Origin of the sequence: Sphingobacterium sp. UBA7038, assembly GCF_002494055.1 — a bacterium.
Lineage (GTDB): Bacteria > Bacteroidota > Bacteroidia > Sphingobacteriales > Sphingobacteriaceae > Sphingobacterium > Sphingobacterium multivorum.
The window spans coordinates 116550-129530 of the sequence record NZ_DLAV01000011.1 but is presented as its reverse complement, the minus strand read 5'-3'; the positions used below and the strand labels follow the sequence as shown (position 1 = coordinate 129530).

General features: G+C 37.9%; 16 protein-coding genes. 4 read left to right on the top strand and 12 right to left on the bottom strand.

Annotated features, from left to right (window positions below):
• Positions 1-46: 46 nt before the first annotated feature.
• Positions 47-442 (bottom strand): hypothetical protein, encoded by a 396-nt coding sequence (locus B3H30_RS05010; protein ID WP_046675112.1) that lies wholly within the window; start codon positions 440-442, stop codon positions 47-49.
• 224 nt (positions 443-666) lie between these two features.
• Between B3H30_RS05010 and B3H30_RS05005 the strand changes: the two genes are divergently transcribed.
• A complete protein-coding gene (locus tag B3H30_RS05005) occupies positions 667-1047 on the top strand; it encodes a YidH family protein (protein WP_070566851.1) in 381 nt (126 codons plus the stop codon).
• Positions 1048-1146: 99 nt separating this feature from the next.
• Here B3H30_RS05005 and B3H30_RS05000 read toward each other — a convergent pair whose 3' ends face one another.
• The 6 genes from B3H30_RS05000 to B3H30_RS04975 form a co-directional block, all read right to left on the bottom strand.
• Positions 1147-2328, bottom strand: coding sequence for an MFS transporter (locus tag B3H30_RS05000; RefSeq protein WP_070566850.1), 1182 nt, complete (start codon positions 2326-2328; stop codon positions 1147-1149).
• Between the two features lie 218 nt (positions 2329-2546).
• Complete coding sequence (locus tag B3H30_RS04995) at positions 2547-3623, bottom strand: DKNYY domain-containing protein (RefSeq protein ID WP_217493543.1); 1077 nt, start codon at positions 3621-3623, stop codon at positions 2547-2549.
• A 31-nt stretch (positions 3624-3654) separates the two neighbouring features.
• A complete protein-coding gene (locus B3H30_RS04990; RefSeq protein ID WP_083296000.1) occupies positions 3655-4032 on the bottom strand; it encodes a nuclear transport factor 2 family protein in 378 nt (125 codons plus the stop codon).
• Between the two features lie 179 nt (positions 4033-4211).
• Positions 4212-5012 (bottom strand): 3-keto-disaccharide hydrolase, encoded by an 801-nt coding sequence (locus B3H30_RS04985; RefSeq protein WP_070566848.1) that lies wholly within the window; start codon positions 5010-5012, stop codon positions 4212-4214.
• Between the two features lie 86 nt (positions 5013-5098).
• Positions 5099-5461 carry a VOC family protein gene (locus tag B3H30_RS04980; RefSeq protein ID WP_175442012.1) on the bottom strand — a complete coding sequence of 121 codons (363 nt, stop codon included), beginning with the start codon at positions 5459-5461 and terminating at the stop codon, positions 5099-5101.
• Positions 5462-5466: 5 nt separating this feature from the next.
• Positions 5467-5670, bottom strand: a complete 204-nt coding sequence (locus tag B3H30_RS04975) for an ArsR family transcriptional regulator (RefSeq protein ID WP_070566847.1) — start codon at positions 5668-5670, stop codon at positions 5467-5469.
• 194 nt (positions 5671-5864) lie between these two features.
• Between B3H30_RS04975 and B3H30_RS04970 the strand changes: the two genes are divergently transcribed.
• Positions 5865-7883 (top strand): recombinase, encoded by a 2019-nt coding sequence (locus B3H30_RS04970; RefSeq protein ID WP_070566846.1) that lies wholly within the window; start codon positions 5865-5867, stop codon positions 7881-7883.
• A gap of 92 nt (positions 7884-7975) precedes the next feature.
• Here the strand turns inward: B3H30_RS04970 and B3H30_RS04965 are convergent, their stop codons facing one another.
• Positions 7976-8242 carry a hypothetical protein gene (locus B3H30_RS04965; RefSeq protein WP_139145015.1) on the bottom strand — a complete coding sequence of 89 codons (267 nt, stop codon included), beginning with the start codon at positions 8240-8242 and terminating at the stop codon, positions 7976-7978.
• Between the two features lie 61 nt (positions 8243-8303).
• Positions 8304-9212, bottom strand: a complete 909-nt coding sequence (locus tag B3H30_RS04960; protein ID WP_070566842.1) for a diacylglycerol/lipid kinase family protein — start codon at positions 9210-9212, stop codon at positions 8304-8306.
• Between the two features lie 51 nt (positions 9213-9263).
• Between B3H30_RS04960 and surE the strand changes: the two genes are divergently transcribed.
• Positions 9264-9998: a 5'/3'-nucleotidase SurE gene (surE, locus tag B3H30_RS04955; protein WP_070566840.1), complete on the top strand. Its 735-nt coding sequence runs from the start codon at positions 9264-9266 to the stop codon at positions 9996-9998.
• Between the two features lie 70 nt (positions 9999-10068).
• Here the strand turns inward: surE and B3H30_RS04950 are convergent, their stop codons facing one another.
• Together B3H30_RS04950 and B3H30_RS24845 are read right to left on the bottom strand one after the other, a co-directional pair.
• A complete protein-coding gene (locus B3H30_RS04950; protein ID WP_175442011.1) occupies positions 10069-11223 on the bottom strand; it encodes a GAF domain-containing sensor histidine kinase in 1155 nt (384 codons plus the stop codon).
• Positions 11224-11303: 80 nt separating this feature from the next.
• On the bottom strand, positions 11304-11483 hold the full coding sequence (locus B3H30_RS24845) for a lmo0937 family membrane protein (protein WP_070566836.1): 180 nt from the start codon (positions 11481-11483) through the stop codon (positions 11304-11306).
• A gap of 238 nt (positions 11484-11721) precedes the next feature.
• On the opposite strand from B3H30_RS24845, the gene B3H30_RS04945 reads away from it, so the two are divergent.
• Positions 11722-12063 (top strand): DUF4377 domain-containing protein, encoded by a 342-nt coding sequence (locus tag B3H30_RS04945; RefSeq protein WP_070566833.1) that lies wholly within the window; start codon positions 11722-11724, stop codon positions 12061-12063.
• A gap of 210 nt (positions 12064-12273) precedes the next feature.
• On the opposite strand, the gene B3H30_RS04940 is transcribed toward B3H30_RS04945, so the two are convergent.
• On the bottom strand, positions 12274-12912 hold the full coding sequence (locus tag B3H30_RS04940) for an isochorismatase family protein (RefSeq protein ID WP_070566830.1): 639 nt from the start codon (positions 12910-12912) through the stop codon (positions 12274-12276).
• Positions 12913-12981 lie beyond the last annotated feature (69 nt).

Below are 12981 nucleotides of genomic sequence, written 5' to 3'. Positions count from 1 at the left end.
TGGTCGGGTGGAAGTCTTCAACCGAAATAATAAGAAGTATGATGTATTAACAGAATTTGGGCGGCTGCCAAATGGAAGTTATGAATGTATCCTCTATAAACTGATCATTCCAAACAGCGGTATTGTTATTTTTTTCGGGTAAGGATCTATTTTTAATTTTGATAGCAGCAATTTGGGGGCACACAAAAACAGCGTTGTATGAGGTTGTATGCATCATAAAAGGAAGTTTTTGATCTTTCTCATAGTCATCGTCATGTGGGTGATTCTCTAGGTGGTACCCACTGTAGTGTACGTTCAGAAAATCGACGACAGAGAGGCTTGGATTTTTTACTTTGTGCTCAAAATAATGCTCAATCAACAACGGAAATCTCAATAATTGTGAAATTTCGGTTGCCGACGCGATGTAAATCGTCAAGAAGCATATAGCCAGCAGCTTTTTCATCCTAAACAAAGCTATAAAAAATATCATTAAAATATTAATCAAACTTTTCAACGTTCTGCAGCGTTTTATTGAAAAACAAACAAAATGATTGCTGAACCTTAAAAAATTGACTAACCTGTGAACGATATGTGCTAAAGCATAGTCACAGCCATAACAGGTTGCTTAAGGCTAGGTATAAATTTTACAATTCTTTTAACGTATTTGTTGATCAAAATTTATTTCGAATGAATAAAAATACCCCCCAAAAGGTAAATGACCATCTTGCTAATGAACGAACTTTCCTTGCTTGGATCCGGACGAGCCTAGGGATTATGGGATTCGGTTTTGTAGTTGTTAAATTTTCATTATTTATTCGTCAGATTGAGCTCATTTTAAAAAAAGATGTAGTTGCAGGCTCACAGCATGAACATTCTGGCGCTGTTGGCGTTTCCATTGTAGTCATAGGTGCATTGACAGTTATTGTCGCTTTCTTTAAATATCGTAAAACGAACAAACAGATTGAAGCGGAAAACTTTACTCAAACTTCAAATAGCATCACGATTGTGGCTGTGTTAATTTTTGTCATAGGTATTATTCTGAGCTGGTATCTTATCGATGGTCTTTAAGGAGAAAGCGTTAGATCTAGTTCGCGCTGGAATGATTATTCACGCTAACTAGATCTAAATTGACCGTGCATTCGCTATTTACGATACGGGCAAAATATATTATTGCGATGTACACTGCGCGACCGTTATTTGCTTTATTGCGCTACGTTTTTCTAGAAACTGTCGTAGGGCGATCATCAAAAAAGCAAGAAAACCAAAGCCCATCGTAAGCCATGGCGAAAATTCTACACCTTTCGAAACGATAATCCAGCCACCTACGGTAGTTCCCAAGGTTACCCCAAGATTGCCAAATGAAGTCGCTAGACTATTGGCAAATTCTAGCGCCTCGGGTGCAGAGGAAATCATATAGGTAGATGCGTTTAAGAAGCTAGGAGAATAAAGAAATCCCCACAAGGCAATCGTACAGAACGTGGCGAATAGATTGTCATCGGAAAAATACAGTAGTAAGGGGATAATAAGTGTACCCGATAAGAAAAAGGCCGTGGTAAACGTAATATTTCGGTTGAGCATTTTCCCTGCAACCCAGTTAGCAATGACTCCGATAATACCAAATACAAATAACATATAACTAACCATGGTACTGTCCATATTCTTTGCTTTGTTTAAATACTCGGCTAAGTAACTATAGGTAGAAAACCAAGCTGATACCATAAAGAAATTCATGGCGGTGCTGACCAAAAAGATGGGCTTGGTTAATATTTTCATTTGACTTCCATAGGTTTTTTTTTCTTTCACGGGCAACGGAGGAATGGTAAGATAGATCGCTAATAGCGCGATTATACTGACAACTGCCTGTATTGTGAAAGAATATGTCCAAGAAGAAAGACTGGCAATGTAGGTGGCGAAGGGGACGGTTGTTACCATGGCTATCGCAACACCACTGAAAACAATACTCATAAGTTCATTTTCATTTTGTTTCCCCCCTTTTAAAATGGCGACAGACAATGCTGTTGCAATATAGACAGGTTGGAGAAAGGCCGGAAGAATTCTTACAATAAGCAGTAACCAAAAAGGAGGGGATAATGAAGAGACAATCGCTGTGACTAAGAAAATAGCGATGGCAGTTAACATGACTTTCTTGCGGTCGAATCCCGAAGCCAGTAATGTCATAAATGGCCCAGTTATCGCAATGATCAAAGCAAAAGCACTCAATAAATAACCTGCTTTATCGATACTGATATGATAATGATCGGCTAGTTGCGGTAAGATGCCAATAATGCCAAACTCTGTTGTGATTACTGCGAGAAAACCCAAAGCGCCTATATATGCGTATTTTTTCATAAATAAAAACTGTTGTGTATGATTAATTATACGAGCAAATGTAAAGGCAAATACTTGCTTCTGGGTGTCAAGCAGCTATTTGTGTGTTACTAACAAATTTGTAAGTAATGGAAAAAGAAATTGTTATATTGGTCGGATTGTGGCGAACCCAAGGAAGGAAGAGAATGTTGTTTGATGTATAGCGCTTAACGTCTGACTAATTGCTTCCATGATGGATTTTATACCTTTTTTCCTGTAAGGCTACTAAACTTATTGCCAAGTTTGTCCTTATAAAAATCGCCTTCCTTCTTAAAGCTTCTTGCATCTACTTCTTCAAGCAACTGGTTTTTATAAAACACATTTTTTGTGTCTTTTCCAAAATCATTGCCCAAGGGTATAAATGTTTTTACATAGGCACCTGGGATTATTTCCTGATTATAGAACACGTGACTTTTGTCTTTTGAATAGGAGTTGCTTCCGTAAGAGTCAATTTCTTCATCAATAGGATATAATTTAAAAGAGGGGGCATCAACATGCGCATATTTAAAATCTTTTCCTCTGAATAGGATAGTTTTATTGTCGATATTGATATGGTCCTGATCAAGCACACGAATTTTGTGAATGGTGTTAAATGGCCTCTTTACAACAGCTAACCCCTGTTGAAATGGCGGATAATAAATCGTGTCATAAATTTTTATGTAATATTTGTTAATCGCTTCAACGTTTCCAGTATTGGCTAAAATTGCCTTAAAAGTACCGATATTAGGTGAAATATATACGGAGTCTTTATCCTTTAGAAAGTAATCGTTGATGAACGAAAAGGTGTTCCTGTCGACTTTTATGGGATCATTCGAATAGAAGTAATGATCCTTGTCGCGTGCCCAGTTTATATGACCCGCAACCGGCTCATATGTCTTCGGATCTGCGCCTTCGATAATATGGAAGCCCAGGACCTGATCGATATAATAAACGTGAAAACGATCTTTTGGAATCTGCTGGTCAACATAAAAGGAACTTTTGTCTACAAGTTTTTGGGGCATCCCACGAAAATAGACCGCATTTTTATCTTTGGCGATATCTTCTGACAGGACTTCAAACGATTTGGCGTCAGCCTGCATTTGTGAAATACCCAAGCTAAACCAATTTCCATTCTGACAATAAGCGATCTGCCCTTTCGAATCAATAAAATAGGAACCCGATTTTTGTTTATTGACGGGTTGGCCAATATTTCGACAAGAGATAAGAAAACAAGAAAAAATACAAGCTACAAAAAAAGCACGTTTTTTAATTTTTGTAATGCAGACAAGTGCTAACATATTCTTTTTTTAATTAGTTATTACCAATTATTTATGAGGGTAATTGCATAAAACTTGCCCCAATAACCTTTAATGAGTTGTCAATGCGTTTCCAGGTTCTAAAATACCGGAATTTTCCTTCGAGTGGTGCCCCCATAACCTGACCTTTGGCCGTCATCGTAACGACTGAAAGTGCGGTATCTCCCACGAGCTTGATCGCATTGATTTCTGTTGCGGCTTGTTCAATAACCATTGCCTTTGACCTATGCGCATTTAGATCCATTTCTTTTGTTAGCATTTGGCCGTCTGGCGCAATTGCTACCAGACTATCGTACAGAAGGAGGTCAAGAGCATCTACATCACTTGCTAGCTGAGCCGCAAAAAGCTGGTTCTCAGCTTCGATAATATCTTCTTTTGTTATTTTGTCCATAGTTAAATCTGATGTTACCATCTTTGTTTTAAGTGTTTATTATTTTAAAAATACTAAATCATTGTTGAGCTTTCGCCATTAGACAATTTCTTTTTTGCGCGCTATGCACCACGAGAACAGTAACTGTTTAAGTTCCTTATGACAATTTGAGATTATTAATTACACCTTCTTTTAGCTCCTTATTTATTTGGTGTAGGCAGCTCCTTAATCCATATATTCTTAAAATCTACGGGTTGACCTTCACTCTGTAAAGCGATAAATCCACTGCTGAGCAACTTACCATCGATCTTCATTTTGGGGTCATACCCATTGGCCGTTCCACCTCCAATCTGAGGTTTTGAATATTCTAGTACGGTATCTCCGTTAATGATGTGTTTGATTAACGAATCTCCCAATACAATCAATTCCCCTTTAACCCATTGATCACCATCATAGGTCTTCGAAGTAGAATTTAAACAATGTGAGGAAGCTATTTTGCCCTGATAGACCACATTGGTTCCAGGGGAACACATATTTCCTGTAGGACGGGGTTGACCATCGCTCAATCCTCCTAAAAGTTGCATTTCGACAGAAATAGGCCAGTCCTGTTCTTTCAACATTGTTCTGGGGTCCTGCGAATGAAACATCACGCCGCTGTTACGAAGCGTATAGGAGGGGGCACCTTTATGGAGCGCGCCTACAAATCGATATTCAAACTTTAAATGATAATAAGAAAAGGGTGTTTTATAATATAAATGGCCAAATTGATCATTAAAATCATCATACTGATCATATCTGACCTTAATTATTCCATCTTCGACTCTAAACGTATTTCCGTAGTTCACACCGACATCATGATGATGAATTTTAACAAACCAATCATTGATGTCTTTTCCGTCAAATAATGATTTCCAGCCAGTATTATCTCCCTGGCTTTTCATTCCTGCGCATCCTGCAAAAATAAGGCCGGTAGCTAATATGGAGTAAAGGATTCTTCGCATAACATTGATGTTTGGTTTAAAATTGGATAGCAAGATACGATATATTACACTAAACTATACATTGCTTCAGCGGGTACCTCCGAACTTTACACTTTATTTGATTTGGAATAATCTGTTATTCCAAGTTTGTTTCCGGATGGATCGTTAAATTCAACTGCTAAACCTGTCATGATCTCAAATGGCTCGCTTAAAAATACGATCCCTTTTTCCTTAAGCCGTTCATATGTTGTCCTGACATCGGCAACGGTAAACCAAATCGTCGGTTTGGTATGTTGTAATGTACTAAGAATGATTGCAGGTTCATTGTCACCTATCTTGAAAGCCGTCATTCCCTTATCCGAAAAATCGAATTTAGTTTCTAGGCCAAGTAGATTTCCATAAAATTCCTTTGCCTTCTCGAGATTTTCTACGGGTAGAAAGAAATTGTCGTAATCCAATATTAAACTCATTTTGTTCAGGATTTAATTTGCGATAGGTCAATACCAAATGCCGTCAATTGAGATGCTCCAAATTCAGTAATATAGAAATTTTTATCACTAGGATCTACTTTTGCTAACCAGCCTTTTATAATCAGAGCCTCTAGTAAAAGTTGGCCGAGTTTTCCGCCGATATGTTCGTAACATAATTTTGCAGGCTTCATTTTATTGTTATTTTTCATTTTCGTCTCTTATATCAAGTTAATCGTTGATTTATAATTTCTTACCTGTAAAAGTATAAAACTTCAAGTGGAAGCTAAATGACCAAAATCATTGATTCAAGTGGCTATTTGACACAATTCAGCGAGCCAATCTTTGTGAGTAGGAAAACAAAATGTATGCAAATTTGGTATCTAGAGTAGGGATTTTATAATTTATGAGAAAAGAACAGGATAAAGAGCAGCAGGTAAAAAGTTTGTTTGGACGATTTAAAGGTGAATTAAGGGATCCTGCTTATGTAAACGTTGATTTTTTGGTTTTACTCGTGGACATCATCCGGCCAAAGCATGTTCATGTACTTTATCAGGTTGATATTCAATTTTTATTGGGCTTTCTTACAGCAGCACCCGAAGAACTCCAATGTTTTCAACTTTATCTCAAAAGAGTCTTGGCTGAAAAAGATTTTGATCAATTGATTTCTGATACCGGTATAATTAGTTACGCAGATTTTTTTTATGAACTAAAAAAAAGAATCACCGAGCGGTATTTGCCTTTTCAACCACCTAAGTCTACTTTACAATATCTGTTAAATCAGGTTTTTTACAAACCTGGGGATGCGGACTGGGTTGCCGCGATTCCGCAACATCAGTTCGATGAGCTGTTTCGTGTATGTCAATTTGAAACGATTTACGATGACAAAACGGGTTTTGGAATGACCGAAATATTGTATGGGTTGGAACTGTTGGTTCAACGTATTACCGGGCGTGCAATGGAAACAGACGTAAACAAGATGGTACCCGAGTTTCAAAATTTTGATAGCCCATTTATTGCTATTATGCGGGAGTTTACCGAATTGAATGATCGTATTTTACAATCAGAATATAAGTTTATTTCCTCGGATGATCTTTCTTATAAACAAATCTTGGTACTTCATAAGCAATGCGAATCGTATATTGAAACGGCTTTCGATAATTCACATCGTTTTGGAATTTCCATCAAAGTGAATCAATCGCTCTTACGTATGCGGCAACAACTGGAAAGGATCCGAGAAATCTTGTCGTTTTTAGTCATCGATCATGCAGATGAAAAGAGGCAAAAGACGATTGCGCTGGGCACTACACTTATTGGTTATAATTCCCGGAAAAGCAATATTCGCAAATTGGTTGGACAGAGTACACAGCTCTTGGCCTACGAAATTACGCATCATACTGCGCAGACCGGTGAGCATTATATTACCTCAAGTAAACAGGAATATTGGAAAATGTTCCGTTCAGCCTGTGGAGGAGGCCTCATTGTCGGCGTTATGTGCATCGTTAAATTATTGTTAGGTAAGATACACAGCAGTGAATTTGGTCATGCATTTCTTTACAGCATGAATTATGCGATTGGCTTTACGTTTATTTATCTTCTTGGTGCAACTTTGGCAACCAAACAGCCTGCGATGACAGCTTCTGCATTGGTGAACGCTATTGAGCAAGGGATTTCCGAACAGGGGGACAGCAAACATCGTTATTGGAAATTTGCTGAATTGTTTGCCCGATTATTTCGGTCTCAGTTTATTGCCTTTATTGGTAATGTTGTGATGGCTTTTCCGATGAGCCTTTTTCTTGTCTGGGTAATTCAACAATTGTTTCAGGTCAATATTGCGAGCGCCAAGTGGTTACATCTGGTCAATGATCTTAATCCAATAAAAACACCGCTGATCTTGCATGCGTCTATCGCCGGTATTTTTCTATTTCTTTCCGGGATTATTGCCGGCAGTATTTCAAACCGAGACAAACACAACTCTGTGTACTACCGCATTCAAGAACATCCCCTATTGAAAAAAATATTCGGCCAGGCAAAAACAAACAAACTAGCTTCGTTTTATGAAAAAAAATGGGCTGGTATCGTATCCAATATTTGGTTTGGGATCTTTATGGGAACGACAGCTTCCGTTGGACTTTTTTTAGGTTTAAATCTAGATATAAGGCACATTACATTCGCCAGTGGGAATCTGGCATTGGGACTATTTGGTCATGGGATGGAGCTATCTACTGATATATGGATTTGGGGCATTTTAGGGATTGGTATCATAGGATTCTTTAATTTTATGGTCAGCTTTTCCCTTTCCTTACTGTTAGCGTTTCGCTCGAGGAACCTTCCATCAAAAGAATTGATTAAAATGGGAAAGGCGGTTTGGATCTATTTCAAAATAAATCCAAAACTATTTTTCTTTCCACCACAAAAAAATTAAAAATGGGAAGCTTCTTCCAGTGTTAGCTGAGCAATCTTGCTATTTTAAGGTCGGCGCAACACCTATACAGCTAGCAGAAGATGTGGCCCTATCTAGACATTGATATCACCCGAAAGATCAGGTTTATCTTCATCATCTTTTTCTTTCTGCTCGGCTTGCGCTTCCTCCCTGTCATGGGTACGATCATCTTTAATACCCGATTGATTGGTATTGGGATCTCTATCTTCTTTGGAAGTGCCCTCTTGTTGAGCTTCGGATAAGTCTGGGCTTGGCTCCCGTGGATCTGGGTTTGGAATGGCTGCGATGATAAGAACAAGCATGCCAACATGCGTTTCTTTGGTGTTTTTAGATCTGTTCATTTTAACGAGTTTTTTAAAAAAGAACATTTTTTGATCCATTATCGTTGGTTCAAATCATATTTTATTTATTGCCAGTGACAATTTCAACTATACCTTCGAGCGAGGTAAGCTTCAATTGTTGGCCGAAGTAACTCTTGTGCTCATCATCGATGTGTATTTCGTTGCCTTCCCATTCCATCGCCAATCGACTAGCCCGGATAGGTTTTATTTTAAATTCGACGTTGGTTCCATTCAATAGTCCATCGATATAGCTAATAAGTTCCTGGCGTTGATCGACAGTGACAATGATGATATCAAATTGTCCATCTCCAGGGTCAGCGTCAGCAGCAAGAACTAGCCGCGGTCCCATACTTGATATATTCATGATCTCAACAAGTATGCAATCTTTTTCATAATTATTTCCAGCCACTGTGAGTCTTAGTGTGGTAGCTCGGAATGTTTCTACCAGTTTGCGAAGCTGCCTTAGTGCGGTTTTGATTTCATCTTCTGCGCTCAGCTCTTCTGTATTTTTTTTATCCATTTTCTTCATCAGTAAAGGAAATACACCAAAGCCAATGGATTCAATAAAATACAACGGCTTTCTTTCTAGCCCCATAACCATTCCTACATCGAATTTTTTAAGTTGGCAATTTTTCCAGAGATCGATAGCTTTTTCAATGTTCAAAGGAATACCAAGAGAAATAGCAATATTGTTTGCAGTGCCTTGTGGGAGTATGGCGATTGGCCTTTTAAATCGTAGTTTTTTTTCCAATAGCGCCATAATTACCATTCTTATAGTCCCATCACCGCCAGCAAGGGCAATGATGTCTGTCTGCGGGTCGATTTTTTTGACAGCATCTTTTTTGGTTACTACAATGCAATTGTGGCCAAGATCTTCAATCAATTGGCATAGTTCATCTTTGTCTCCGTTTGAGTCATCCCCAGCAGCAGGATTATGTACTAACCTTATGTTTTTGCCATGTTCTTTCATAAAAGCTGAACAAAGCCTGCTTGAGATTGGTTTTCATAGAAAAGGACAGTTATGAATATACTTATTACCAATGATGATGGCATTTATTCACCGGGGATTGCGGCACTGGCAAATGCAGCAAAGGAGTTTGGGACGGTAAAGATTGTTGCGCCCGATGTGGAGCAATCTTCTATGGGACATGCTATTACGCATTCCCGGCCCTTAAGCTACCGACGTGCACCGATAACTTTTGAGGATATTGAAGCGTTTAGGGTAAATGGCACTCCAGCAGACTGTGTGGCGTTGGGTCTACATATGTTTCCCGATACGCAGGTTGTACTTTCGGGTATTAACATGGGACCAAATTTAGGCAATTCCATGTGGCATTCCGGAACTTTGGCTGCGGCAAAGCAGGCGACACTGCTCGGTATTACCGGTATAGCATTGAGCACACCCGTAGGAAAGACCGAGCCGGATTTTGAAGGATTGTATCCGTGGACAACCGATGTGCTGAAGATTTTACTGAAAAATAAAGGCCCTGCTCTCTATAATGTGAATTTTCCAGCCAACCCGGAGGGGCTTTCCTGGACAAGACAATCAGTACGTTTATATGATGGCCGTGTGGTGCCCGGAGAGGATCCTATGGGAAGGAAAAACTATTGGATCACAGTGGTGCCATTAGAACCGGCTGAAAAAGGTACTGATCGCTGGGCAGTAGAACACAATTTGGTTTCTATTACGCCTTTACGTCTTGATCTTACTGCACATGATGAACTTGCAGCAAGGGAGACAGGCGAACATAAATAATAGGTAGTAATAAAAGAAAATACGATGGTAACAGCCGAAAATTTAATACGAAATCTTGGTTTATACTTTACTATTGAACAACTGTAGTTGAATCTATTGGGATCATCAGGTTAAAAGTTATTTTATTGTCCTTTAAATTTACGGCTATTTTTCCCTTATGAATTTTTACTATTTCACTCACAATAAACAATCCTAATCCGAGCCCATTACTATTGACTCCTTTTACAAAAGGTTTAAATAGATCTTTAAGATCCGAATATTGAGGATAGGAGACCTCATTTGTAACACTAAAAATGAAATTTTCTTTTTGAATGAATGCATTTATTTCGATATTTTGAAAAGGATTACCATGTTTTATCGCATTTCCAATTAAATTAGTGAATGCACGCCCCATTTTCTGATGATCACAAGGTACATCAACTGGAAGGTTGATGTTGGCAATTAGTGCTCTGTTATGTAATACTTCAAATTCAGATAAAATTTGCTTGATCAATGCATCCATGCGATAATGATCATTAATTCTAATTAGCTTGTTTTGAAGACGGATACTACTGAAATCTAAAATATCATCTATCACTCCTTTGACGCGTGATGAAGCCTCTTGTATTTTCTTTATTAAGTTTTTTTGGCTTTCATCTTTAATGTTTTCGCCAAGATATTGTGATATCACTTTTACGATGCTGACGGGATTATTTAAGTCGTGAGCCAAGGACGATAAAACAAGTTCTCTGTTTTTGGAATAATTAAGTTCCTGCTCCAATTTTTTCCTCGTATTTCTACGTTCAATAATGGTTTTGAAATCTATTGCAATCAAATCACTGCAAACAGGTAGCAGCGTCTCTAATTTAATTGGGTCGAAGTGTACTGGTTCAGCGTTCATGAAACTCAAGTGCCCAACAATAGAATTATTTTTGTTAATAATTGGGTAAGAGATATAGCTTTTTAAACCGAATTCGTGAAGAACTTGTGTCCATTCGTCGACAGAACACTGCTCGGTATCATCAATGTAAATAGGGGAGAAACCTTTCCTTATTTCCTGATATATTTTAACGTAGTGTTCACTATTTTTATTGACGATCTTCTGAGAATGATAATCGTAAACACACCAATTTCCCCATTTCCGGCCATCTTTCTTGCGTATCATGCCATATCTCATTTTCGTGTGGCCACATAAAGCCTCCAAAATTCTTTGACAGGAGTCGAAGTCGCTCTTCTGTTTATGCATATCGTACCATTGATTTTGATTTAATTGGCTTGGGATCGTCATCTTTATTGCCGGTCGATTGGTTTATTAATAGCTTTGATTTACTGTTGAGGTTGATGCACCTTAGAGTTGTTAAAACCCTTAATTGCACGAAATATAAACACTATCATCGCAAAAAATAAAAGTATATGAATAAAATCTTCAGTTATGAATCCGCCTAAAAAAGTGACAGACCACATGATCACCATACCGATACCTGCCAAATATAATAGATCTTCCATATTAAATACGATTGTTTATTGAAGAACAATATTATCAGCGAATCGTTTCGTAATTTTATAACGCGATAGGAAAAACTACTAAAAAGAAGCTGTGTTAAGTGAACTCAAACGCTTTAAGAAGAATCATCAGGTTTGAAGATATTGAATATTGTTGTTATAAGCAATACTGATGCGCGTAAAATAGGTATAGTAAAGAATATATATAATGGTTATATTAGTTATTATTAAAATTTCTTTTATGAAACGTATAAACCAATTACTCAAGGGGCTTCTTGCCGTCTTCATTTTATTCTTTTTTATCCAGTGTAGCAAAAATTCTGCTGAAAGCAATGAGAAAATAATGATTGTGGGACCGCAGTTGGTTGATTGCGAAGGTGTAAGCCCAATGAAGTGCATGCAGGTCAAGGCGGAAGAATCAGATAACTGGGAATATTTTTATGGAAATATCCAGGGATTTAACTACGAATCAGGATATGAATATGTGATCAAAGTAAAGGTCGAAGAGGTCAGAAATCCTCCTGCTGATGGTTCATCTCAGCAATATACACTGATAACTCAAGTGTCAAAAACAAAAAAGTAATTTGATTATATACTAAGAAAGTCCCTTTTTGAGAAATTGGGACTTTTTTATTTTCTTATCCAGACTGCCAAACGGAAAAGACCTTTATTCCTTTAGGAAAAGGGTAAAAGTGATGAAAACGGATGATACGCTTTTTTTAAACGGAAGGTAATCTACGGAATAAGCTTATGTAAAAGCGATCCCGCAGATGGTTAAACAAAATAAAAATACTTATTTGCTTTCTAGTGCGACTTCCTGTGCTTTATAATAGCTTTCTATTAAAGCTTGATAATTAGGCATCACCAAGGAAAGTGCATGTGCATATTTCGCAGCGTCCGTATGTTTCCAACTTTTTAATATTTCACTAATTACAGCTGTGGTCGTAATGGGAATAACGCCTGCCAACTGTAATCGAGAAATTGTTACTTGTGTTGATAATGGACTCATATCGCCTGAAGCATCAATGACCGCAAAAACTTCATAACCTTCCGAAATTGCTGAAATGGCAGGAAACGCCACACAAACACTTGTTAATACACCTGCAATAACCAATTTTTTCTTACCAGTAGCTTTAACAGCTTCAACAAATGCAGGAGTGTCCCATGCATTTACTTCACCAGTACGTCCGACATATTGTGCATGTGGGGCATTTTCGTGGATTTCTGTCATCAATGGACCATTCGGACCCTTTGGTTCTGAAGCAGTTGTAATAACAGGAATGTTTTCAATAGCGGCGACCTGTGAAAGAGCGACTACATTACTTCTCAATGTAGGTACTTCAATATCTTTTACTGTCTGGAATAGACCACTTTGATGATCGATCAATAAAAACGCTACATCGTCCGCGTTGATTCTTGTTGTAAGTGCCATGACTTTAAGATTTAAAATGTTAATACTAATTTTTTATAATGTCAATGGTTCCGGTATTCATGAAATCTG

What these genes read in the sequence shown, in the direction of transcription:
- B3H30_RS04950 (WP_175442011.1), bottom strand. Translation starts at nt 11,223, where the DNA reads ATGCATAAACAGAAGAGCGACTTCGACTCCTGTCAAAGAATTTTGGAG.
- B3H30_RS24845 (WP_070566836.1), bottom strand. Translation starts at nt 11,483, where the DNA reads ATGGAAGATCTATTATATTTGGCAGGTATCGGTATGGTGATCATGTGG.
- B3H30_RS05010 (WP_046675112.1), bottom strand. Translation starts at nt 442, where the DNA reads ATGAAAAAGCTGCTGGCTATATGCTTCTTGACGATTTACATCGCGTCG.
- B3H30_RS04965 (WP_139145015.1), bottom strand. Translation starts at nt 8,242, where the DNA reads ATGAACAGATCTAAAAACACCAAAGAAACGCATGTTGGCATGCTTGTT.
- B3H30_RS04980 (WP_175442012.1), bottom strand. Translation starts at nt 5,461, where the DNA reads ATGAGTTTAATATTGGATTACGACAATTTCTTTCTACCCGTAGAAAAT.
- B3H30_RS05005 (WP_070566851.1), top strand. Translation starts at nt 667, where the DNA reads ATGAATAAAAATACCCCCCAAAAGGTAAATGACCATCTTGCTAATGAA.
- B3H30_RS04960 (WP_070566842.1), bottom strand. Translation starts at nt 9,212, where the DNA reads ATGAAAGAACATGGCAAAAACATAAGGTTAGTACATAATCCTGCTGCT.
- surE (WP_070566840.1), top strand. Translation starts at nt 9,264, where the DNA reads ATGAATATACTTATTACCAATGATGATGGCATTTATTCACCGGGGATT.
- B3H30_RS04975 (WP_070566847.1), bottom strand. Translation starts at nt 5,670, where the DNA reads ATGAAAAATAACAATAAAATGAAGCCTGCAAAATTATGTTACGAACAT.
- B3H30_RS04970 (WP_070566846.1), top strand. Translation starts at nt 5,865, where the DNA reads ATGAGAAAAGAACAGGATAAAGAGCAGCAGGTAAAAAGTTTGTTTGGA.
- B3H30_RS04940 (WP_070566830.1), bottom strand. Translation starts at nt 12,912, where the DNA reads ATGGCACTTACAACAAGAATCAACGCGGACGATGTAGCGTTTTTATTG.
- B3H30_RS05000 (WP_070566850.1), bottom strand. Translation starts at nt 2,328, where the DNA reads ATGAAAAAATACGCATATATAGGCGCTTTGGGTTTTCTCGCAGTAATC.
- B3H30_RS04985 (WP_070566848.1), bottom strand. Translation starts at nt 5,012, where the DNA reads ATGCGAAGAATCCTTTACTCCATATTAGCTACCGGCCTTATTTTTGCA.
- B3H30_RS04945 (WP_070566833.1), top strand. Translation starts at nt 11,722, where the DNA reads ATGAAACGTATAAACCAATTACTCAAGGGGCTTCTTGCCGTCTTCATT.
- B3H30_RS04995 (WP_217493543.1), bottom strand. Translation starts at nt 3,623, where the DNA reads ATGTTAGCACTTGTCTGCATTACAAAAATTAAAAAACGTGCTTTTTTT.
- B3H30_RS04990 (WP_083296000.1), bottom strand. Translation starts at nt 4,032, where the DNA reads ATGGACAAAATAACAAAAGAAGATATTATCGAAGCTGAGAACCAGCTT.